Here is a 21,073-nt window from a genome sequence, read left to right on the forward strand (position 1 = left end):
CTTAGTCCCTGACCTTTGTCTCAATCTGTAACAGATAGAGACCTTTTGTCCGTCCAGATGTTACAGATCGAGACATTCGAATTCCCCTGAAGAGAAAATCTCGATCTGTAACAGTTACTCGGCAAAAACGGCTGCAGATGTTACAGATCGAGACAAAGCAGCAAGGCGATTATCGATAGCTTTGCTTGAGGATTTCGACGACGTCGGGGTCGGTCAGCGTCACGGGGTCGTGACTGAACAGGACGCCGTTGGTCGTCAGGGCATTGTGTGCGATGGCAGGCAGCTCTTCGACCGTAATCCCCCACTCGCTCATGGCGAGGTCGGCCACGTGGCAGGCCTCCATCAGGCGCGTTAGCTCAGTCACAAAATCGTGCGGATCGCTGGCGGTAGCATTGCCCATCAGGCGCGCCATGTCGATATAGCGCTCGGGTGCGGCACCGTGATCGATCATCCACGTGTGATAAGCACGGGCGATCATAATGAGGCCCGCGCCGTGCGGCAGGTCATGATGATGCGCACTCATGCCGTGCTCAAGGCCATGCGAGCCCGTGGTGCCCGAGGCATCCATGGCATAGCCGCCGAGCGTGTTGGCAAACGCAAGGCTCGAGCGCGCCTCCAGGTCATCGCCATTATTGACGCACGTAGGCAGCGCCGCGGCGGCTCGACGGATTCCTTCGCGGCAAACCATGTCACCCATGGGCGTGTTGGTATTTGAGATGTAGCACTCAACGCAATGGAACAGAGCGTCGAATCCCTGATAGGCGGTCAGACGCGCCGGGACGCTCACCATGAGCTCGGGATCAACGATCGAAAGCACCGGGAACAGGCGCGGATCGCCCAGGCGAAGCTTCTCGTCATTGTCCTCGCAGGACAGGACACCGCCCGCATCGACCTCGGAGCCGGTACCCGCCGTGGTGGTTACGCAAACAAGCGGCAGCGGATCGTTGGGGATCGGCAGGCCGAGCGCAGTACCGCCATTTACAAAATCCCAGATGTCACCAGGGCATTCGTTACCCTCGGCATCGGTATGCGGGTTGGCCGCTACCGCGCAGATGCCCTTGCTGCCGTCCATGACCGAGCCGCCGCCGAGCGCCAGGACAAAGTCGCAGCCATGGGCACGCGCCATCCAGCCACCTGCGTTGACGGTCTCGCGCAGGGGATTGGGCTCAATGCGATCGAACAGCTCATGCGCCACGCCGGCGCGTTCGAGCTCGGCCTCCACGCGTCTCAGGTATCCAAAGCGCTTGACCGAGTTGCCGCCGGTTGTAACGATGAGCGCTTTGGTGCCGGGCAGCTTCTGCGCGCCCAGCTCGCCCAACTTGTCCGCGCCAAACAGCACCTTGGTCGGTGCAAAAAACGAATAACCGTTCATACGCGATCTCCTTACTTATATATGTGTCGCGTTGCCGCCATTATAGCGACCGCTGCGAGCGATCATGCCGTCTGCAAAACGCTATTTCAGCTGCAATAACTGACGTTTGCCCAGATAAAACCTGCCAAAATAAACCTGTCCCTTTTTGGTAGGTAGAATTACCCATAAGGCAAGTATGTTTCTGAGTTATTTCGTGTTGACCCATTTGAGCGGGATAGGGTATAACTCTACTCAACCGCTAGGGATTTTATTGAGAAAGGTGTTCTACCATGAGCAAGAACCTCTCCCAGCAGGTCGTTCTCGACCGCCGCGGCTTCGTTGCCGCCACCTTCGCAACCGTCGCCGGCCTTGGTCTTGCCGGCTGCTCCGACACCAGCGCCGAGGCCGACAAGGGTTCCGCCACCGGCTCCTCCAAGGGCTCCGAGGATACCGAGGTTTCCGCTACGCTCGATGCCAAGGCGTTCGACAAACTTGTCGACAACGGCCCCAAGGCCGATGACGATGCCATCGCCGCCAGCACCTGGGCCACGGCCGTCAAGGACGCCGGCGTCTTTAAGATCGGTGGCGTTCAGACCTCCACGCTCTTCTCCCTCCTCAACGAGAAAGACGGTCAGACCCGCGGCTTCGACGCTGGTATCGCACAGCTCCTGTCCAACTACATTCTGGGCGAGAACAAGGTCGAGATCACTCAGGTGACCTCGGACACGCGCGAGTCCGTCCTGCAGAACGGCCAGGTCGACGCCGTCTTTGCCACCTACACCATCACCGACGAGCGCAAGAAGCTCGTCTCCTTTGCCGGTCCCTACTACTACACCCAGCAGGCCATCCTGGTGCTCGCCGACAACGACGACATCAAGAGCGTCGATGACCTGGCCGACAAGAACGTCGCCGTCCAGTCCGGCTCCAACGGCCCTGCCATCCTGGAGGAGTTCGCTCCCAAGGCCAGCCAGCAGGAGTTCAAGACCGACGAGGAGGCCCGTCAGGCACTCCAGCAGGGTCGCGTTGACGCCTATGTCATCGATAACAACATGCAGCAGAGCGCCCTGGTCCGCGAGCCCGGTAAGTACAAGATCGCCGGCAAGCCCTTCGGCAGCAAGGAGCCCTATGGCATCGGCCTGCCGCTCGATTCCGACGGCGTCGCCTTTGTCAACGACTTCCTTAAGAAGATCGAGGACGACGGCACCTGGACTGAGCTGTGGCAGATCTGCATCGGTGACCGTACGGGCGACACCAATGTTCCCGAGCTGCCCGAGATCGGCGCCTAGGCAGCGAACCTGGTAACGACCGCAACGAAACCATACGGAAACGCATGATGCACTTTATTGCGGTAAACTGTTTCCTCACTGAGTTGTCGGGGCTTCCGTACACACGGGAGCCCCTTTCCTTATCGGCGGGAGGTCCGCATGAGTCTCTCCGAGCTCTGGTCGCTCTATGGCCAGAACTATATCGACGCGCTGCTAGCAACCTGGGGCATGACGCTTGAGTCGTTTGCCATCGCCATGGTGCTGGCCGTCGCCGTCACCGTGATGCGCGTGTCGCCGCTCAAGCCGCTGCGCGTCTTTGGCGACCTGTATGTCCAGGTCTTCCGTAACATCCCCGGCATCGCGCTGCTCATTATCGTCGTCTACGCGCTGCCGCCGCTCAAGGTTGTCCTGCCCTACCGCACCTGCGTTATCGTCGCCACGGTCCTTTTGGGTTCTGCCTTTGGCTCCGAGAACTTTATGAGCGGTATTAACACAGTCGGCGTCGGTCAGGTAGAAGCCGCCCGCTCGCTGGGCATGAGCTTCAGCCGTATCCTCGCCAAGATCGTGATACCGCAGGCGCTGCGCTCGAGCGTGCTGCCCATGACCAACCTCTTTATCGCCGTCATGCTCACCACCGCGCTCGGCAGCCAGGTGCCGCTTAAACCGCAGGAGCTCACCGGCGTGGTGAGCTACATCAACACGCGCTCGCTCGGCGGCGTCGCCGCGTTCTTTATCTCGGCGCTCGGCTACCTGGGCACGGCCTTTGTGGTGAGCCACATTGGCAACTACATCGATAAGAAGGTGAGGATCCTCCGATGAGCAAGCACTCCACCTCCGCGCTCACCATGCGCGATGCGCTCTACGAGGCTCCCGGCCCCAAGATGCGCGCCAAGATTCGCATCGGCACCGCTATCTCGCTTGTTGCCGTCGCCGCGCTCGTCGTCCTCGTGTTGCAGCGCTTTTATGCGACCGGCCAGCTTTCGGTTCACTATTGGTATTTCTTTACGCACCTCACCACCTGGAAGTTCCTGCTTGCCGGCTTTGAGGGCACCGTTAAAGTCGCACTCACCGCTGGCGCCATCGCGCTGGTACTGGGCTTAGCCCTTATGCTCGGCCGTACCAGCGACATTAAGCCGCTGCAGCTGGTCTGCCGCGTGCTTACCGACTTCTTCCGCGGCGTGCCGAGCCTGCTGTTCATCTACTTCTTCTTTTTGGTGCTGCCCCAGTACAAGATCGCGCTGCCGTCGTTTTGGATGCTCACGCTTCCCGTCGCGCTCGCTGCGGCCGGCGTACTTGCCGAGATCTTCCGCGCCGGCGTCAACGCCGTGCCGCGCGGCCAGGTCGAAGCCGCCCAGGCGCTCGGTCTCTCCAAGGCTAAAATCACCTTTAAAATCGTATTGCCGCAGGCTATTCGGTTTATCATTCCGTCGTTGATTTCGCAGCTTGTGGTCGTAGTCAAAGACACCACCGTCGCCTACGTGGTGAGCTACCCCGACCTCATGCAAAACGCCCGCGTGCTCATTACCAACTACGACGCCCTCGTGTCGGTCTACCTGGTTATCGCGGTCATCTACATCCTCATCAACGTCGCGATCAACAAGGCCGCTGTCTACGTTTCGCACAAGACCGGCGCGACCATCATCCGCTAACGCTTTACCATTTCTAGTCATAAGGAGCCGAGCACCATGGCACAGAGCACCTCTTCCACCGGCAATCAGCCGCTGATCGAGCTCAGGCACGTCGATAAGCACTACGGAGATCTGCACGTCCTCAACGATATCAATCTCTCGGTCGACCGTGGCGAGGTCGTCGTCGTGATCGGACCCTCGGGCTCGGGCAAGTCGACCATGTGCCGCACCATCAACCGCTTGGAAACCATCGACTCGGGCGAGATCCTCATCGAGGGCGAGCCCCTACCGCAGGAAGGCAAGGATCTTGCCCGCATGCGCGCCGAGCTGGGCATGGTGTTTCAGCAGTTCAACCTGTTCGCACATATGACCGTACTGCAGAACGTCATGCTGGGACCGGTCGATGTGCTGGGTGTCTCCAAGGACGAGGCCCGCGAGCGCGCCATGGACCTGCTGAGCCGCGTGGGCGTTGCCGAGCAGGCCGATAAGGTGCCTGCACAGCTCTCGGGCGGCCAGCAACAGCGTGTGGCCATCGCCCGTTCACTCGCCATGCAACCCAAGGCCATGCTTTTTGACGAGCCCACGAGCGCCCTCGATCCCGAAATGATCAACGAGGTGCTCGAGGTCATGGTCCGTCTGGCCCAGCAGGGCATGACGATGATCGTCATCACGCACGAGATGAACTTCGCCCGCCGCGTGGCCGACCGCGTCGTGTTTATGGCCGACGGCCAGATCGTGGAAACCGGCACGCCCGACGAGTTCTTCGACCACCCCCAGACCAAGCGCGCCCAGGACTTCCTCAACTCCATTAAGGGCCACTAACCAGACCGCCCACCCGCCCGCCATGCCCATCCAAACTCGAAAGCTACACCTATGATCGGAACTCGCACTTCATCGTCATACACCCCGCACGTCGACGTTGCCCCCGCCGACCGTCCACTCATCCTGGTAGCGCCGCGTTGGGAAGAGGCAAAACCGTTTTTAAGCGAGACCCTCTCCCCCAACGAGGAAATCGCAAGCGTCTTTGTCGATGCCATCCTTGCCGCCGGCGGCCTGCCGCTGCAGATGTCCATCACCGAGGACATTGAGGTCATCCGTCATTACGTCGATATCGCCGACGGCATCGCCATTCCCGGCGGGCCGGACGTCAACCCCAAGCGCTGGGGCGATGATCGACCCTACGACCCCACCCTCTGCTGCGAGATCCGCGATAGCTTTGAGTTTAAGCTGGTCGGCGAGGTGCTCCGTGCCAAAAAGCCGCTCTTTACCACCTGCCGCGGCACGCAGTTGCTCAATGTCGCCACTGGCGGCACCCTGTGCATGGACGTGCCGAGCCTGGGCGCTCGCGAGGGCCGCACGCAGTGGCGCCATACCCACGTGCTCAACGACCCCGTGCATCCCGTCGAGGTCGTGCCGGGCTCGCTGCTCGACCGCGCGGTTGGCGGGCACAGGCTGATCCAGACCAACTCCGCACACCACTGCTGCGTCGATCGTCTGGGCAAAAGCACGCGCTTGGTCGCCAAGGCAACCGACGGCGTTCCCGAGTGCATCGAAGTCGAAGGCCAACCTTTCTGTCTGGGCGTACAATGGCACCCTGAGTACACGTGGAAGACGCTCGAGACCGACTTTAACCTGTGGAAGTCGTTTGTCGAGGCAGCAGCCAAGGTTAAGCAGGCCCGCTAGTTCGCGAGCCACACAACAGATAAGGGCGCCCCGCCGGCCACATGGTCCGGCGGGGCGCCCTTTTGCCTATACGCGGCAGGCACACACCAAGGCTCGCAAGCTCTTATTCAGCCGCTTCGCGCAGGGCCGACATCGTAGCCGCATATTGCTGCTGCAACGCATGCATTCCCTCGCGAGCGCCGTCAACGGCATCGGCGCCGCGCAGTGCTTCGGTCACCACAACCGCCGGCTCGTACAGATTATCGAATCCCAGGTTCTGGCTCACGCCCTTGAGCGTATGCGCTGCCATAAACGCACCCTTGGCGTCTCCTGCCGCCATGGCGGCCTCCAGCTTGTCCATGCTCTCGTCATCCAAAAACTTGAGGGCAAAGCGGGCAAGCATTTCCTCGCCCATCAGTCGAGCGCACGCGTCATCATAATTAGCGCCGATCTTCTCATACGCCTCACGCATGGAAATCATGGATTAAAACTCCTTTGGTCAAACTAAATCGTGGGAAACGCGGCGATATCGGCGGGGCGTGCCAACGTCTCGGCAATACGGTCTTGCACCTCGAGCAGGCAGTCGAGCAACAGCGGGTTAAAGGTGCCGCACTTACCGTCCAGAATCATCTGGATCGCCTCCTTGTGCGGGATAGCGTCCTTGTACACGCGCACGCTCGTCAGAGCATCGTACACATCGGCCACCGAGACCACCTGTGCGGCAATGGGAATTTCGTCGCCCTTAAGGCCATCGGGATAACCCCTGCCATCCCAGCGCTCGTGATGCCAACGCGCAATCTGGTACGCATATTCCATAAGCGCATTGCCGACGTGATGGCGGCCCAGCTCAAGCAGCATATCGGCGCCGATCGTGGTATGCGTCTTCATGATCTCGAACTCCTCGGGCGTAAGGCGTCCGGGCTTGTTGAGAATCGCATCGTCAATCGACATCTTGCCGATATCGTGCAGCGCCGAAGCCAGGGCGATCGTGGAGCGTTCCTCATTGTCGAGGAAGATCGTGCCGCTACGCTGGACCAGACAGCCAAGCAGCAGCTCGGTCAGCTTCTCGATGTTCGTAACGTGCCTGCCGCTCTCGCCGTTGCGAAGCTCCATGACGCCAGCCATGATGTCGATGAGCATGCGACTGTTCTTGACGCGCTCGTTGTACTGCTGGGACAGCAGGCTCGTCAGGCGGCGCTGTTTGGCGTACAGGCGGATGGTATTGCTTACACGGCGGCGCACGACACGGGAGTCAAACGGGCGGTTGATATAGTCCGAGGCGCCCAGCTCGTACGCGCGCAGAACCATATCATCGGAATCTTCGCTCGAAATCATGATGAAAGGCAGATTGTCGATACCCGATCGGCGCGACAGATCGGCCAGCACCTCAAAGCCGCTTATGCCCGGCATGACAATATCCAGCAGCACGAGCGACAACTCATCGCCATAGCGGTCGACCATATCGAGCGCCGTACGACCGTTGGCGGCCTCGAGGATGCAATACTCATCCTTGAGCATCTCGTTGAGAATGGCTCGGTTCATCTCGGAGTCATCGACAATAAGCACCAAAGGCTTTTCGCTTTGGAAGGCTTCGATGGAATCGGCATCGGTCACGACCGTACCGGCTTTTGCCTTAGCGCGGCTCAATAACTGGACAGCGCGGCCAACTCCCTCATCGACCGTCTCGCCATGAATGCGAACGCCACCAATACATGCCGTCAAGCTCACGTACTCATGGCCCGGAACAATCGTGGCATGAACGGCATCGGACACCTGGTGCAGGCGACGGGTGAAGTCATCGGAGGGAATATTGGGCATGACGACCACAAACTTGTCGCAGCCATAGCGTACAAGCTCGTCAGTCGAACGAATTCCGCTGCGTATGGCTGTCGCCACAGCACCGAGCGCAAGGTCGCCGGCATGGCGGCCACACGTATCGTTGAAGACCCTAAAATCATCAAGGTCGATCACCGCAACGCCGGCATTCATGCGGGCACTACGGAGCTTTTCCTCGTAATATCGGCGATTGCGCACACTCGTCAGCACGTCGGTGTAGACAAGGTCCTCTTCTGCAGCCTCTTGCTCATCGATCGGACGCACCATCAGCAGGACGTGAGGCTCGCCCTCGACCTTCAGAGGGCGCAGGCGAGCGCGGTACTCGGTACCATCATTGAGCAGCTGCTCCGATACATCATCGGAACCTGCCAAGGCCTCAAGACTTGACTGACGCAGACAAGGGCACCGATTGCCGGCGAGCAGGCAGTTAGGCTCGCTCTTAATCTGATCGGCCGACAGCAAACGCACCACGGGGTAGGTCTTCGCGACGCGGGCGACCTCGGCGGCAGCCTCCTCGTCGGTTAGATTGACCTCGTGATTATTGAGCATATGGAGCCCTTTCTATCGTTACGCACGGCAACGGTGCATATCAATTGGTACAAGGGTAACATCTAACAGCTGAAGGCAAACGCGCGTTTATCGTTACATTTTTATGACCTGGCAAACGGCGGTAATGGAGCCGCGGGTGCGCGGTTATGGGCGCATTCGTTAACAATGACGAAACGCCAGCAGCCCCTCTCCCCGCAGGTCATCGAGCGTGCTAACGCTCCAAGACATCGCGAACGGCGTTTGCCGCCGTAACGGGGCGATCGCGCAGACCGTTATGCGCGCCCGGAATCGTCACAAGGGGGCAATCGAGATATTCGGCAGCCGCTCGCGTGCCAGCCTCGCGGGGCGTACCGAGCGAAAGCTCGCCGAGAAGCACAGCAGCAACGGACTTCGATGCGCGGGCGCGCTCCCAGTCGGGAGCATATGTCATATTTGTTCCGTATTCATTGGCCATAAAGCAACGACCATTGCGCAGGGCATGTTTGACTTCCACTTCGGTCGTCCCAGGAGCCTCGGGGTCCAAGTCGCCGAGGGCTCCCAAGAAAAGCCGGAGCGCCCTTGAAACCTTTCCAGCCGCAATCATATCGAGCAAAACCGGAGCTGCACCCATGCCGACACCTTCGGCCGACACAGCCGGCTCATGCAGAATCGCACGGGCGACGAGATGGGGTTCGGTGCGAAGAAGCTCCAGCGCCACCAACGTACCGGCGCTGTGCGCAAGCACATTTGCCGGAGCGCCAACGTGTTCGATCACGGCTTGCAGGTCGGCGGCCTGAGCGGCAAGATCATAGCTGCCGTCTGCCGCATCGCTGCTGCCACCGCAGCCGCGGCGGTCGTAGGCAATTACGCGGTAGTTGCGGCTGAGCTCACAAGCGATACCGTCGAAAAATGTGCCGTCGACACAAGCGCCGTGCACGCACACCAAGGCAGGAGTATCAGGCGACACATCTGGGCCGGCATATTCGCGACAGGCAATCGTGGTGCCCGCATTCTCGACCGTAAAATCCATGTTGTGCCCCCATCATCAACGCTCATCCGGTTGCACGTCAGTGCGGTTGGATGGACCCGTATTGCCTTACGCCTTGTTAACAGATTAACTTTACCCGACCCGAGGCTTTTCATGGCACGGCATAATGAGCGACGTGAAAAAACGAAACTTGTAAAGCAAGAGCCCGCACCTTGCTTTGGAGCCGATGCTATGCTTAGGCACAATTGTCTTGAGGAGCATATGCCTATGTCTACGTTTTTGAATGCAAGCCCCATCTTTGGGCCCGTTCGCAGCCGTCGCCTTGGTCTCTCGCTCGGCGTCAACATGATGCCGGCCAGCGGCAAAATCTGCACGTTCGACTGCATTTACTGCGAAAACGGCCTCAACGCCGAACGCCCCTGCCATGAGCCGTACAACACGGCTGCCGTGGTACTCGACGCGCTCGAGGCAAAGCTGCGCGAGATGGCAGCCGAGGGCGAGCTCCCCGATGTGATCACCTTCGCAGGCAACGGCGAGCCCACCGCCGCACCGGAGTTTCCTCAGGCCATCGCCGGCGCCGTGGCGCTGCGCAACGAGCTTGCCCCAAACTCCAAGATCGCCGTACTCTCCAACGGTACGCGCGCCGATCGCCCCGAGGTGCACGACGCGCTCATGATGGTCGACGACAACATTCTTAAGCTCGATACCGTCGACCCGGCGTTTATCCAGCTGCTCGACCAGCCTGTTGGCCCCTACGACGTCGAGCACCAGATTGAGACGTTCGCAAGCTTTGACGGTCACGTTATTATCCAGACAATCTTTTTGACCGGCGAGTATCAGGGTAAGCTCATCGACAACACCGGCGAGGAGTACGTTGCCCCCTGGCTCGCGGCGCTTGAGCGCATTCGCCCACAAGAAGCGACCATTTACACGGTGGCGCGCGAGACACCGATCGCTGGCCTTGCCAAAGCGGCGCCCGAGGTGCTCGACGCCATTGCCGCGCGCGTACGCGCCCTCGGCATCCCCTGCCAGGTGAGCTACTAGCGCGCAGCTGCCCTGTGAGTGGGCTATACTAGCTGCGAATGAAAGGAAGTTAGCCATGTATGACAAAGAACCCGTACCTGGCCGCAACGACGCTTGCTGGTGCGGCAGCGGCAAAAAATATAAGAAATGCCATAGCGCCTTCGATGAGCGCCTTGAGCGCCTGTGGGAAGAGGGCTGGGAGGTCCTGCCCCGCACGCTCTACAAGACGCCCGCCGATATCGAAGGCATCAAGCGCTCGGCCGCTATCAACGTGGGCGTGCTCGATTACGTAGGCGAACACATCGCCGCGGGCATGACCACCAACCAGATCGACCAGATGATCTACGACTACACCGTCGAGCACGGTGGCACGCCGGCCGACCTCAACTACGAGGGCTACCCCAAGAGCGTGTGCACCTCGATCAATGACGTGGTCTGTCACGGCATCCCCTGTGATACAGATGTGCTGCACGAGGGCGATATTATCAACGTGGACTGCTCCACGATTTTGGACGGCTACTTTAGCGACTCGAGCCGTATGTTCTGCATCGGCGAGGTCTCGGCCGAGCGCCAGCGCCTGGTCGACGTCACCCGCGCCAGCGTGGAGGCGGGCTTGGCAGCCGTCAAGCCATGGCTGCCGCTGTCCGTTATGGCCGAGGCCGTGCAAAAGACGGTCGAGGACGCCGGCTTTAGCGTGGTGCGCGAGTACGGCGGACATGGCATCGGTAAGGAGTTCCACGAGGACCCGTTTGTGGGCTTTACCACCGAGGCACCCGATGTGGACACCATCATGGCTCCGGGCATGGTCTTTACCATCGAGCCCATGGTCAATGCCGGAGCGCCCGACATTAAGATTAGCAAGGGCGACGGTTGGTGCGTGCGCACCAAGGACGGCAGCGATTCGGCCCAGTGCGAGGTACAGCTCGTGGTGACCGAGGATGGTTACGAGCTGCTGAGCTGGTAGCTGTGGATGCGCCGGATGCTGACGGGCACGCTCGTCTTGCATCCGGCGTTTTTTTTGAACGTTTTGCCTGATAAAACCTACCAAAATAAACCTGTCCCTTTTTGGCAGGTCGAGCGAAGAGGACTGCTTGTGAACATCCTGGTTTTGTTGCCCGTCAACGACCGTCATCGCGCGATCCTCGAGTCGAGCGCTCCGGGCGAGGACTTTATCTACACGAGCGCCGACGCCATCACGCGCGAGCAGGTCGCCGATGCCGACGTGATCTTGGGCAACATCGACCCTGACATGCTCACGGCATGCGAGCATCTCCAGCTGCTGCAATTGCAGACCGCCGGCTATGACGACTACCTTGCCGCCGGCACTGTGCCGGTCGACGCCAAACTGTCTTGCTCGGTGGGCGCCTACGGCCAGGCCGTGAGCGAGCACATGTTTGCTATGGTGCTGTCTATGATGAAGCGCCTGCCCGGCTATCACGACTTGCAGCGCGAGCATCGCTGGGAGGATTTAGGTCCGGTCACCTCGCTCAAAAACGCCAACGTGCTGGTGCTGGGCGCGGGCGATATCGGCGGCCACTTTGCCACGCTCTGCCGCAGTATGGGCGCGCACGTCCGCGGCATCAAGCGCCATCCGCTCGTCTACCCCATCGTGTTTGAGGACATGGACAGCATGGATGCCCTGTCCGAGCGCCTAGCCGAGGCCGACATCGTCGCATCCTTTATGCCCAGCACACCCGAGACTCGCGGCCTGGCGGACGCCGAGTTCTTCGCCGCAATGAAGCCGGGCGCCTTCTTTGCCAACGGGGGCCGCGGCGATCTTGTGGTTGCCGACGACTTAGTTGCCGCCCTGGAGTCAGGACATCTTGCCGGCGCCGCGGTCGACGTCACCGACCCCGAGCCGCTACCTGAGACAAGCCCCCTGTGGGATGCGCCCAACATACTCATCACGCCGCATATCTCGGGCTGGTTCCACCTAGAGGCCACGCTCAACAACGTGGTCGACATCGCCGCGGAGAATCTGCGTCATCTGCAGGCCGGCGAGACGCTTCGCTGCTGGATCGAACATTAGGGTTCCGCCGTTCTTACGAACGGCGGACCGGCCGACGCTGCGCGACGTCCAGAACGACAATTTGTCATTCAAAAGGCGAGGCATGACCAGAAGGTCAATGCCTCGCCTTTTTCATGCCAACTTGTTCGCTCTGGACGTCGCTCGCTGACGTTTGCCCGACCAGCGGTGTCTTAACAATTCCGTCCAGCTGTTGGCATTGCGGCATTTGCCCAGATAAAACCTGCCAAAATAAACCTGTCCCTTTTTGGTAGGTTTTAGAGTTCCACGCTTTCGGCTCCGTTGATGGTTAGGTCACGCTCGTAGAAGGCGGTGAGGGCGCGGATGGCGTACATCACGTCGCGCACGCCGCCGGTCTCGTAGCTCGAGTGCATGGCCAGCTGCGGCAGGCCCACGTCCACGGCGTGCATACTCGCCTGCATATTGGACAGATTGCCGAGCGTGGAGCCACCCGCCATATCGCTCTTGTTGGCGAAGGCCTGCGTGGGCACGTCGGCGTCATCGCAAATAGCCTGGAACACCGCGCGGCTAAAGGCATCGGTGCAGTAGTGCTGGTTGGCGGCCTCCTTGATGACGATGCCGCCGTTGAGCACAACCTGATTGCGGGCGTCGCACTTCTCGGCGTGGTTGGGGTGCACGGCATGCGCGTTGTCGCAGCTCACGAGCATCGAGGCGGCAAGTGCGCGGTGGTACGATTCGTCGTCAAAGCCCAGCGAGCCGTTAATGCGGCGTAGCGCATCGGCCAAGAACGTCGACATAGCACCCTGCTTGGTCTCGGAGCCAACCTCCTCGTTATCAAAGCAGCAGAAGACCGAAACGTCGTGCGCGTTCTCAGCACCCAAAAATGCCTGCAGCGAGGTGTAGGCGCAGGCCAGGTCGTCGAGCTTGGGCGTCGAGATAAACTCGTCGGCCCAGCCCCAAATGCGCGCATCCTGGCGGTTGACCAGGAACAAATCGCGGCCCAGAATCTGCTCGGGCTCAACATCCAGCTCGTCGGCGATCAGGGCGTCAAAGTCGCCCTGCTTAAGGTCACCAGCGCTGATGAGCGGGCACAGGTCGACGGCGCGATTGGGAGCAAAGCCCTCATTAACGCCACGATTCATATGGATGGCAAGGCTCGGGATGATAGCGACCTCGCGCTCGGTGGCGAGCAGGCGGCTCTCAATACGGTCGCCCTCGCGCACCAACACGCGGCCCGCGAGCGCCAGCGGGCGATCGAACCAGGTGTAGTCGATCATGCCGCCGTATGCCTCGGTGTTCAGGCGCAGCGTCTCGCCCGCGCCGTCGAGTTCGGGCACGGCCTTGACCTTAAACGTCGGCGAATCGCTGTGCGACGCCGTGAGCTGAAAATGATAGTCACCGGCAACACCGTCCTCGCCCCACGTCGCGGCCAGGTCCTCGCCCACCTTAAAGGCAACAACACTCGAGGTGTTGCGCTGCGTGTAATAACGCCCGCCCGGCTCGATGTCCCACGCCGCGTTCTCGGGCAGATAGGTAAAGCCCGCCTCGTCGAGCTCGGCCATAATAGTCGCCGCCGTATGGAACATGCTGGGGCACGCCTCGATAAAGTCGATAAGATCGTTGGCGGCCTCGATATCGTCGGCCGTCACATGCGCGCGCTCGGGCGTTTCCTGATCCGTCATGCTCTCCCCTTTCGCTGGGTTGATGGTCCCCTCCAGCATACCCCGCCGCGCCAGTGCCGTGCCTTTCATTCCATGTTTAATCCCGCGCCGCTCGCCAAGTTGAGCCATCATGCCCGCACTCCTTTTGCGACAATTACGCTAACAGGACGAAAGGAGCCGTCATGAAGCCACGTAACATTGCCATCGCCTGCGGTGTCGCGGGAGTCGCCGTCGGCCTTGCCGCTGCCGCCGGCATCGTTTACCGCAAGCAAATCAAGTCCGCCGCTTCGCTCAAACGCTTGACCGGCTACGCGGATAGCTATGACCTGTACGCAATCGACATCGCCTACGACTACGATCTTGATCGCATCATCGCCGCTGGCGTGCGCGACGACCAGGCCTACATCGATGCCGTGGTGGCGCAGGTGCTGCCCGGTGTGCCGGTACATGTCCAGGCGCCCCAGTTTGCCTGCAGCGCTTTTGTCGCCGTAGATGCCGAATGCCGCGTGCGCACCGGTCGCAATTACGACTTTAAGGACGACACCTCGGCGCTGCTGGTGCGTAATCACCCACGCGGCGGCTATGCCTCCATCGGGTTTGCCGCCCTTAACAACCTGGGCGATAACACTCCGCTTGACTCCGTCGGCGGACGCGCCGCCGCACTCATGGGCCCGTTTGCCCAGCTCGATGGTGTTAACGAATGCGGCGTGTCCATTGCCGTACTCACCCTGGATTCCAAGCCCTGTGACCAGGACACGCAACGCCCCGTCATCAATACCTCGCTCGCCATCCGTCTGGTGCTCGACCGTGCCACCACCACGCAAGAGGCCGTCGACCTGCTTTCTGCCTACGACATGCACGCCATGGCAGGACGCGATTACCACTTCTTTATCAACGACGCCGCCGGTGACGCGCGCGTAGTAGAGTGGGATCCGCGCGATCCGGACCGCGCTTTCAAAGCGACTCCTGTACGCCAGGTTACAAACTTCTACGCCTGTTATGGCGACGAAGTGCTGCCCAACCAAAAGAATGGCGAGCTGGGCCATGGTAAAGAGCGCGCCGTCGCAATCGCCGATGTCCTTGACGCCCATGTCGGCGCCCAAGACGAGGCAGTCGCTTGGAAGGCCCTTCGCGCCGCAGCCCAAGAGCCCAATCCGAAAGACATCACCAGCAATACGCAATGGTCGGTCGTCTTTGACAATACCGAGCCCGCTGCCGCCATCACGCTGCGCCGCCACTGGGGCAACGCCGATGCCTTCGCACTGTAAGGAGCCAGGCCCGTCGACCTTACGTTCCCTGGCGTTGCTTACATTTCCATACGCTTGAGCTAACACGTTTTACCCCCGTATCAACAGTGTGCGGGGGTAAACTTATGCGCATGTTATAACTTGCCCGGAAGGATTCATCATGCTCAGGATCGGTCTTCTTACCAGTGGCGGCGACTGTCAGGCGCTCAACGCCACCATGCGCGGCATCGTCAAAACGCTTATGACCAATAGCGAAGAACCTATCGAGATCTATGGCTTTGAGGACGGCTACCAGGGCCTTATCTACAGCAGGTTCCGCGTCATGACGCCCGCCGATTTTAGCGGTATCCTCACCCGCGGCGGCACCATCCTGGGCACGAGCCGCACGCCGTTCAAGCGTCTGGACACCCCCGAGGCCGATGGTGTCGAGAAGGTGCCGGCGATGGTCCACACCTATCACAAGCTGCAGCTCGACTGCCTGTTTATGCTGGGCGGCAACGGCTCCACCAAGACCGCCAACCGTCTGCGCGAAGAGGGCCTCAACGTTATCGCCCTGCCCAAGACCATCGATAACGACACCTGGGGCACCGAGCTGACGTTTGGCTTTACGAGCGCCATCGACGTCGCCACCAAGTGCATCGATGACATCCACACCACCGCCTCGAGTCACGGCCGCGTGTTCGTTATCGAGATCATGGGCCACAAGGTTGGCTGGATCCCGCTGTATGCCGGCGTCGCGGGCGGCGCGGATGTCATCTTGATCCCCGAGATCCCCTACGACATGGACCAGGTCATCAAGACCATCGAGCATCGCATGGAGACCGGCAGCCGCTTTACCATCGTGGCCGTCGCCGAGGGCGCTATCTCCAAGGAGGACGCGGCGCTGTCCAAGAAGGAGTACAAGAAGAAACTCGCCGAGCGCACGAGCCCGTCGATTGTCTACGACATCGCCAAGGAGATCGAGGCCAAGACTGGTCGCGAGACCCGCGTCGCCATCCCCGGCCACACGCAGCGCGGTGGCCAGCCCGATGCCCAGGACCGCATCTTTGCAACCCAGTGCGGCGTCGAGGCGGCTCTCGGCTGTCTGCGCGGCGAGTTCGGCTACATGATTGCCCTGCGCGACGGCAAGATGTGCCACATGCCGCTCGAGGATGTCGCCGGCAAGCTCAAGTATGTCGACCCCCAGAGCGATCTGGTGCGCGAGGCCAAGGCGCTGGGCATCAGTTTCGGCGACGAATAGCCTCGGCCGAAACTGCTCTCATCAGAGACCCCAGGGCTTACCTCCCAAATCGTCCTCGGACATGTCAGGATCCCGCCGTGCGCTTCGCGCGGCGGGATCCTTCCGTCCTGCGGAAAGATTTGGGAGGTAAGCCCTGGGGCCTCCTGCGGTAACTAGGGAAGCCGAGGCTATTCGTCTTCTTGCTACAAGTGTGTGGGCTGAAATTAAGTTGCGGTGAAATAGTTCCTGCTTAGCTTGCAAATGGCTGAATCTAGGAATTATTCCACCGCAACTTACTGAGTGGGGCTCTTGGCCGCTACTTGCACTGACATTTGTCCTGAAATGGCTGGTCGTTAGGGGTTGCTACCGGTAGTTGCGGTAGGGTTGGGGCAGATTCTAACTAGAAATGGTGGTCGCTACCGGTTGTTCTCGGCATACTCGGCTCATTCGATTACGGTCACCACATGAAAGGAACTGCCATGGATCTTGCGATGGCACAGCGGCTCGTTGATCGCCGCAAGGCTGCCGGGCTTTCTCAGGAGGCACTTGCCGCCCAGTTGGGCGTGAGTCGTCAGGCTGTCAGTAAATGGGAGCGCAGCGAATCCTCGCCCGATACCGATAACCTTATTGCGCTCGCCGCGCTGTATGGTGTGTCGCTGGATGAGTTGTTGTATGGGGAGGCGGTGGATAGCACTGACGCCTCGCAGGCTGATGATGAGGCACAGGACAGCGACGCCGGCGCCAAAGCTTCAGATAAGGCTGAAGAGGCTGAGGCTTCTACTGAACACGCTGATTGCAGCGATAAGCCACTTGTCGATATTTCCCTCGCGCGCGGTATCCACGTCATTGATCCCAATAAAGGCGAGGAAGTCCATGTTGGTTGGAGCGGCATCCATGTGACCAACGAGCGCAAGGGCGAAGAGGTGCATGTGGGGCCGGGCGGCGTGCATATCGATACGCTTGAGGACGATGGACATAGCGTGCGTACCAATGACGACGGCACTGTCACCATCGACGGCGAGACGTTTTCCAGCTGGAAGGAAGCACACGACAAGCTCGACCATCATGGCAAGCATTTCCACACCAAGGTTGGACGTGCATGGAACAAATTCCCCTTCCCCGCACTTGTCGCTCTCGCCTATCTGGTGCTCGGCATTGTCTACGGCACATGGGCTACGGGACTCTTCCTCGTCTTTCTGATTCCCATCTATTACGCGCTTGGCGACCTTATCGACCAACGCCACTTATCTAAGCTGATCGATGTCGTCTATTCAGTCAGTGCCGAGGCATGGTTCCTCTACATGTGGCTCTGCCTGGGGCAGCCCCATCCCGCCTGGGTAATCCTCATCACCATCCCGGTCGTAAAAGCACTCATGCGTTGGTGCCGCAAACAATGGAAGCACCGCAAGCGAGCCTAAACCATCCCAGCCCGACAGCAGCACCCAACTAGTACTCCCCCGCCCATCCCTCCTAAGTTGCGGTGATATAGTTCCGGTTTTAGCCTTGAGTAGTCGAATTTAGGAACTATTCCACCGCAACTTACGAACGATCGGAGCGGCTACGGCACAAGCGTCGGCGTTCGTTTGATGGTCCGTCACGAAAAGGGGTCATCTACTACGTTTAACTCGATGGGGTCAACCATGACCGCCTTTTTCAAAAATCGACAGGCCTTCTACCTGCGGTTTTATTTTTCGTTTTCCCGGCATGGTTGAGGGTATCCAATTAAACGTAGTAGATAGGCCCGTTTTGTAGCACACGACCCATTCAAGCCCAATCTCGAAGGCTAAAGAGAGCCTCTCATCAACGCTTGCGAGCAGAAGATAGCAAAGCAACAAACGCCGGGCCACCTAATGGTTGTCCGGCGTTTGCCCAGATAAAACCTGTCAAAATAAACCTGTTCCTTTTTGGCGGGTTACTCGGCGCTCTTGAGGGCGCCGACCATGTCAATCTTGTTGAGGGTACGATTGGTGGCGAGGTTGACGATAAACGTAAAGGCAAAGGCCAGCAACACGGATAGCACGTAGCTCAGCGGCTCGACTTCGACGTCAAAGTACAGCGACGGCATCTGCAAAATGTAGGTAAAGCTCTCGGCCAGCAAGCCGCCCAGCGGCACGCCCAGCGCAGCGCCGATCGCCGTGAGAATCAGCGTCTCCTTGTTGACGTAATGGTGCACCTCGCCACGGCGGAAGCCCAATACCTTGATGGTCGCCAGCTCGCGCTCGCGCTCGGAGATATTCGTGTTGGACAGCGTAAACACCACCACAAACGACAGGCACGCCGCCATAAAGGTCACGAGCACCACGACCGAATTGATAATCGTAAAGTTCGCTTCGTAGTTCTCCCAATGCTCGGCCGTACTCGAAATCGTAAGCCAACCGTCGCTCTTAAGATTCTTGCTAAACGCAATCTGGTCGGCCGACGAGCCCTTAAGCAGCACAAAGACGCCGTTGAGGCGTGCGCTTCGACCGAACGCGCGCTCATAGGTGCCCTGCGTCATGTAAAGCGTGTTGCCCAGATAGTTAAGCGAAATGTCACTGACTTTGACCTTGGCAACATTGAGCGACGAATCCTGGACGTGTGCCGTATCGCCCGGCTGAATCCCCAGCACCAGCTGTGAACTCTTGCTCAGATACACGTCTCCGTCACGCAAAGACAGCGGCTCTTTGGACTCATCCTCAAGGCGAACGTAGTCGTCCAGGTCGTTCGTGCGGTCATCGGGCACCACGATCAGCTGCACAGTCTCGCTCTTGCCGCCAAAAGTAAAGGTGACGTTGTCGGTCATAATCGGCAGCGTCGAAGTCACGGTCACGTTGGAATCATTGGCCGCGCTGCGCTCATCCAACGCCGCGCACGTCTGCGTAAAGTCATCGGGGTTGGCGACCGCCAGCAAGTCATAACGCGTGATATGCCCGTACTGTTTGGGCGAAAGCGCCACCGACGTATCGCGAATACCCATACCGCAGATCACAAGCGCGGTGCAACCCGCGATGCCAAAGATGGTCATAAAGGCGCGCTTTTTATAGCGGAATAGGTTGCGTGCAGCGACCTTGTTCAAAAAGCCCATGCGGCGCCAGATAAAGCCGATGCGCTCAAGCAAGATGCGCGAGCCGGCGCGCGGAGCCTTGGGGCGCATGAGCGAGGCCGGGGTCTCGGCCATCTCGTGGCGGCAGGCGATAATTGTGGCGCCCACCACGCCCACGGCAAACAGTGCTACCGAGACGATTGAGGACACAATGTCGTACGAAAGCAACATCTGGGGCAGCGAGTACATGTCGTCGAACACCGTAAACAGGAACAGCGGCAGGCCCACAAATCCGATGATATTGCCGAGCACGCCGCCGATCAGGCACGCCCACAGCGAGTAGTCCACGTATTTGGACAGAATGCGCCCGCGCGAATAACCAAGCGCCTTATACAGGCCGATGAGCGTGCGCTCCTCCTCGACCATACGCGTGGCGGTGGTAAGGCTGATGAGCACGGCGACGATAAAGAAGATGAACGGAAACACCGTCGCAATAGCCTCAATTGACGAGCTATCGCTCTCCACGCTTGAGTAGCTTGCGATATTGTCGCGGTCCTGGATGTACCACGTGCATTCACCCAAATCGGAAAGCTCGGCGCGGGCATCGGCAAACTGCTGGTCGGCGGCGGCGCGGCGCTGATCCAGGTCGGCCTGAGCCTGGACGCGTTCCTCGCTGCCCTGGGCCATGCGATTGATGTTGTCCTGCTCAATCCCAAAGAGCATATTCGCCTGGCGCTCGGCCGCATCCAAGCTTGCCGGCGTGTCGACTGTCAGCTCCTGAGCGCGCGCCTTCTCACGCTCCTCGCGGATCTTCTCTATATTGCCCTTGACCTTGTTGATCTTTGCCGCGTAGGCATCCGAATAGGAGTTGAGGCTCTTGGCTCCCTCGACGACTACGTGGACTGCGGAATAGGACGACGACGTCGCGGCGTCCTCGCTCACATAGAACTTATAGTCCGCCGCCGAAGCAGCGCGAAAGGCGTTGACTGTCGAGTCGGAGCTCACATCAGTGGGATCGAGGACCTCGGCCGTAATGGTGTAATCGCCCGCGGCAAACTGATCCTTGGCGCTTTGGTTCGACGAGCTCGCGTCATTGGCGGCAAAACTCACCGTATCGCCGAGCTTTTTGCCCGAAGCCTTCAGGAACTTCGAAGTCACCGCGACCTCATCGGCGCTCTCGGGCAAATCGCCGTTCACGAGCACCGGCTGATCGATGTTCTCCTTGGAGAGACTCTGCACGACCACGCGCTCGCGCGTTGTACCCACGGCGGTGTAGGCGGTCTCGGTGTAGATGCCCTCGGCCGTCTCGACACCATCGACCTCTTGGATGGCGGCGAGATCATCGTCGGTCAGGCCATAAGTCGACTGCACGTTGATGTCATAAACATTCTGCTGGTCAAAGTAAGCGTCGACCGAATCGCACAGATCCTCGCAACCCGCCTTGAGGCCGCACATCACGCTCACGCCGAGCGCGGTGATCACGACGATAGACAAGAAGCGCTTAAGACTGCCTCGGATTGTGCGGTAGATGCCACGGCGAAAAACCGTCGGCACCATGTCGTTTGAACTTTGGGCAGTACGATAGGTCGCGAACTCCCGGTCGCGACCCGCATGCTCCGTATCGTGGTTTTGGCTGTTTTGGCGATCTTGGTCCAT

Annotated in this window: 17 protein-coding genes; 11 read left to right on the forward strand and 6 right to left on the reverse strand. The window is 59.7% G+C overall.

Annotated elements, in window-relative coordinates; all coding sequences use genetic code 11:
* Positions 1–169: 169 nt before the first annotated feature.
* Positions 170–1,372, reverse strand: coding sequence for an iron-containing alcohol dehydrogenase (locus DWY05_RS06240; RefSeq protein ID WP_117821065.1), 1,203 nt, complete (start codon positions 1,370–1,372; stop codon positions 170–172).
* Positions 1,373–1,641: 269 nt separating this feature from the next.
* Between DWY05_RS06240 and DWY05_RS06245 the strand changes: the two genes are divergently transcribed.
* The 5 genes from DWY05_RS06245 to DWY05_RS06265 all read left to right on the forward strand — a co-directional run bounded on the left by DWY05_RS06245 (position 1,642) and on the right by DWY05_RS06265 (position 5,927).
* Entirely contained in the window at positions 1,642–2,637 is a 996-nt protein-coding gene (locus tag DWY05_RS06245) for a glutamate ABC transporter substrate-binding protein (protein WP_117821064.1), read from the forward strand.
* A 138-nt stretch (positions 2,638–2,775) separates the two neighbouring features.
* Positions 2,776–3,435: an amino acid ABC transporter permease gene (locus DWY05_RS06250; protein WP_022094657.1), complete on the forward strand. Its 660-nt coding sequence runs from the start codon at positions 2,776–2,778 to the stop codon at positions 3,433–3,435.
* Positions 3,432–4,265 carry an amino acid ABC transporter permease gene (locus DWY05_RS06255; protein WP_117821063.1) on the forward strand — a complete coding sequence of 278 codons (834 nt, stop codon included), beginning with the start codon at positions 3,432–3,434 and terminating at the stop codon, positions 4,263–4,265. The genes DWY05_RS06250 and DWY05_RS06255 overlap by 4 nt, the downstream gene beginning before the upstream one ends.
* Before the next feature lie 36 nt (positions 4,266–4,301).
* Positions 4,302–5,066 (forward strand): amino acid ABC transporter ATP-binding protein, encoded by a 765-nt coding sequence (locus tag DWY05_RS06260; protein WP_006234892.1) that lies wholly within the window; start codon positions 4,302–4,304, stop codon positions 5,064–5,066.
* A gap of 51 nt (positions 5,067–5,117) precedes the next feature.
* Positions 5,118–5,927, forward strand: coding sequence for a gamma-glutamyl-gamma-aminobutyrate hydrolase family protein (locus DWY05_RS06265; protein WP_117821062.1), 810 nt, complete (start codon positions 5,118–5,120; stop codon positions 5,925–5,927).
* 103 nt (positions 5,928–6,030) lie between these two features.
* Here the strand turns inward: DWY05_RS06265 and DWY05_RS06270 are convergent, their stop codons facing one another.
* The 3 genes from DWY05_RS06270 to DWY05_RS06280 form a co-directional block, all read right to left on the reverse strand.
* Positions 6,031–6,387: an Hpt domain-containing protein gene (locus DWY05_RS06270; RefSeq protein WP_117821061.1), complete on the reverse strand. Its 357-nt coding sequence runs from the start codon at positions 6,385–6,387 to the stop codon at positions 6,031–6,033.
* A 23-nt stretch (positions 6,388–6,410) separates the two neighbouring features.
* On the reverse strand, positions 6,411–8,291 hold the full coding sequence (locus DWY05_RS06275; protein ID WP_117821060.1) for a diguanylate cyclase: 1,881 nt from the start codon (positions 8,289–8,291) through the stop codon (positions 6,411–6,413).
* Between the two features lie 211 nt (positions 8,292–8,502).
* Entirely contained in the window at positions 8,503–9,300 is a 798-nt protein-coding gene (locus DWY05_RS06280; protein WP_117821059.1) for an alpha/beta fold hydrolase, read from the reverse strand.
* Positions 9,301–9,525: 225 nt separating this feature from the next.
* On the opposite strand from DWY05_RS06280, the gene DWY05_RS06285 reads away from it, so the two are divergent.
* The 3 genes from DWY05_RS06285 to DWY05_RS06295 all read left to right on the forward strand — a co-directional run bounded on the left by DWY05_RS06285 (position 9,526) and on the right by DWY05_RS06295 (position 12,310).
* Positions 9,526–10,302, forward strand: a complete 777-nt coding sequence (locus DWY05_RS06285) for a radical SAM protein (protein WP_117821058.1) — start codon at positions 9,526–9,528, stop codon at positions 10,300–10,302.
* 55 nt (positions 10,303–10,357) lie between these two features.
* Entirely contained in the window at positions 10,358–11,245 is an 888-nt protein-coding gene (map, locus tag DWY05_RS06290) for a type I methionyl aminopeptidase (RefSeq protein ID WP_117821057.1), read from the forward strand.
* 129 nt (positions 11,246–11,374) lie between these two features.
* Entirely contained in the window at positions 11,375–12,310 is a 936-nt protein-coding gene (locus tag DWY05_RS06295) for a D-2-hydroxyacid dehydrogenase (RefSeq protein WP_117821056.1), read from the forward strand.
* Positions 12,311–12,564: 254 nt separating this feature from the next.
* Here the strand turns inward: DWY05_RS06295 and DWY05_RS06300 are convergent, their stop codons facing one another.
* A complete protein-coding gene (locus DWY05_RS06300; protein WP_233504037.1) occupies positions 12,565–13,950 on the reverse strand; it encodes a M18 family aminopeptidase in 1,386 nt (461 codons plus the stop codon).
* Between the two features lie 161 nt (positions 13,951–14,111).
* Here DWY05_RS06300 and DWY05_RS06305 point away from each other — a divergent pair, with 161 nt between their 5' ends.
* The 3 genes from DWY05_RS06305 to DWY05_RS06315 all read left to right on the forward strand — a co-directional run bounded on the left by DWY05_RS06305 (position 14,112) and on the right by DWY05_RS06315 (position 17,813).
* Positions 14,112–15,197, forward strand: a complete 1,086-nt coding sequence (locus tag DWY05_RS06305; RefSeq protein ID WP_117821055.1) for a carcinine hydrolase/isopenicillin-N N-acyltransferase family protein — start codon at positions 14,112–14,114, stop codon at positions 15,195–15,197.
* Positions 15,198–15,336: 139 nt separating this feature from the next.
* Positions 15,337–16,416: a 6-phosphofructokinase gene (locus DWY05_RS06310; protein WP_117821054.1), complete on the forward strand. Its 1,080-nt coding sequence runs from the start codon at positions 15,337–15,339 to the stop codon at positions 16,414–16,416.
* 458 nt (positions 16,417–16,874) lie between these two features.
* The gene (locus DWY05_RS06315; RefSeq protein WP_117821053.1) at positions 16,875–17,813 is read left to right on the forward strand and encodes a helix-turn-helix domain-containing protein; all 939 of its coding nucleotides are present in this window, start codon (positions 16,875–16,877) and stop codon (positions 17,811–17,813) included.
* Positions 17,814–18,307: 494 nt separating this feature from the next.
* Here the strand turns inward: DWY05_RS06315 and DWY05_RS06320 are convergent, their stop codons facing one another.
* Entirely contained in the window at positions 18,308–21,073 is a 2,766-nt protein-coding gene (locus tag DWY05_RS06320; protein ID WP_233504036.1) for an FtsX-like permease family protein, read from the reverse strand.

The organism is Collinsella sp. AF23-4AC (assembly GCF_003462685.1).
Taxonomy (GTDB): domain Bacteria; phylum Actinomycetota; class Coriobacteriia; order Coriobacteriales; family Coriobacteriaceae; genus Collinsella.

Bases quoted from the DNA above. Each gene is read 5' to 3' on its own strand.
- DWY05_RS06240 (WP_117821065.1), bottom strand. From the start codon at position 1,372: ATGAACGGTTATTCGTTTTTTGCACCGACCAAGGTGCTGTTTGGCGCG.
- DWY05_RS06245 (WP_117821064.1), top strand. From the start codon at position 1,642: ATGAGCAAGAACCTCTCCCAGCAGGTCGTTCTCGACCGCCGCGGCTTC.
- DWY05_RS06250 (WP_022094657.1), top strand. From the start codon at position 2,776: ATGAGTCTCTCCGAGCTCTGGTCGCTCTATGGCCAGAACTATATCGAC.
- DWY05_RS06255 (WP_117821063.1), top strand. From the start codon at position 3,432: ATGAGCAAGCACTCCACCTCCGCGCTCACCATGCGCGATGCGCTCTAC.
- DWY05_RS06260 (WP_006234892.1), top strand. From the start codon at position 4,302: ATGGCACAGAGCACCTCTTCCACCGGCAATCAGCCGCTGATCGAGCTC.
- DWY05_RS06265 (WP_117821062.1), top strand. From the start codon at position 5,118: ATGATCGGAACTCGCACTTCATCGTCATACACCCCGCACGTCGACGTT.
- DWY05_RS06270 (WP_117821061.1), bottom strand. From the start codon at position 6,387: ATGATTTCCATGCGTGAGGCGTATGAGAAGATCGGCGCTAATTATGAT.
- DWY05_RS06275 (WP_117821060.1), bottom strand. From the start codon at position 8,291: ATGCTCAATAATCACGAGGTCAATCTAACCGACGAGGAGGCTGCCGCC.
- DWY05_RS06280 (WP_117821059.1), bottom strand. From the start codon at position 9,300: ATGGATTTTACGGTCGAGAATGCGGGCACCACGATTGCCTGTCGCGAA.
- DWY05_RS06285 (WP_117821058.1), top strand. From the start codon at position 9,526: ATGTCTACGTTTTTGAATGCAAGCCCCATCTTTGGGCCCGTTCGCAGC.
- map (WP_117821057.1), top strand. From the start codon at position 10,358: ATGTATGACAAAGAACCCGTACCTGGCCGCAACGACGCTTGCTGGTGC.
- DWY05_RS06300 (WP_233504037.1), bottom strand. From the start codon at position 13,950: ATGACGGATCAGGAAACGCCCGAGCGCGCGCATGTGACGGCCGACGAT.
- DWY05_RS06305 (WP_117821055.1), top strand. From the start codon at position 14,112: ATGAAGCCACGTAACATTGCCATCGCCTGCGGTGTCGCGGGAGTCGCC.
- DWY05_RS06310 (WP_117821054.1), top strand. From the start codon at position 15,337: ATGCTCAGGATCGGTCTTCTTACCAGTGGCGGCGACTGTCAGGCGCTC.
- DWY05_RS06315 (WP_117821053.1), top strand. From the start codon at position 16,875: ATGGATCTTGCGATGGCACAGCGGCTCGTTGATCGCCGCAAGGCTGCC.
- DWY05_RS06320 (WP_233504036.1), bottom strand. From the start codon at position 21,073: ATGGACCAAGATCGCCAAAACAGCCAAAACCACGATACGGAGCATGCG.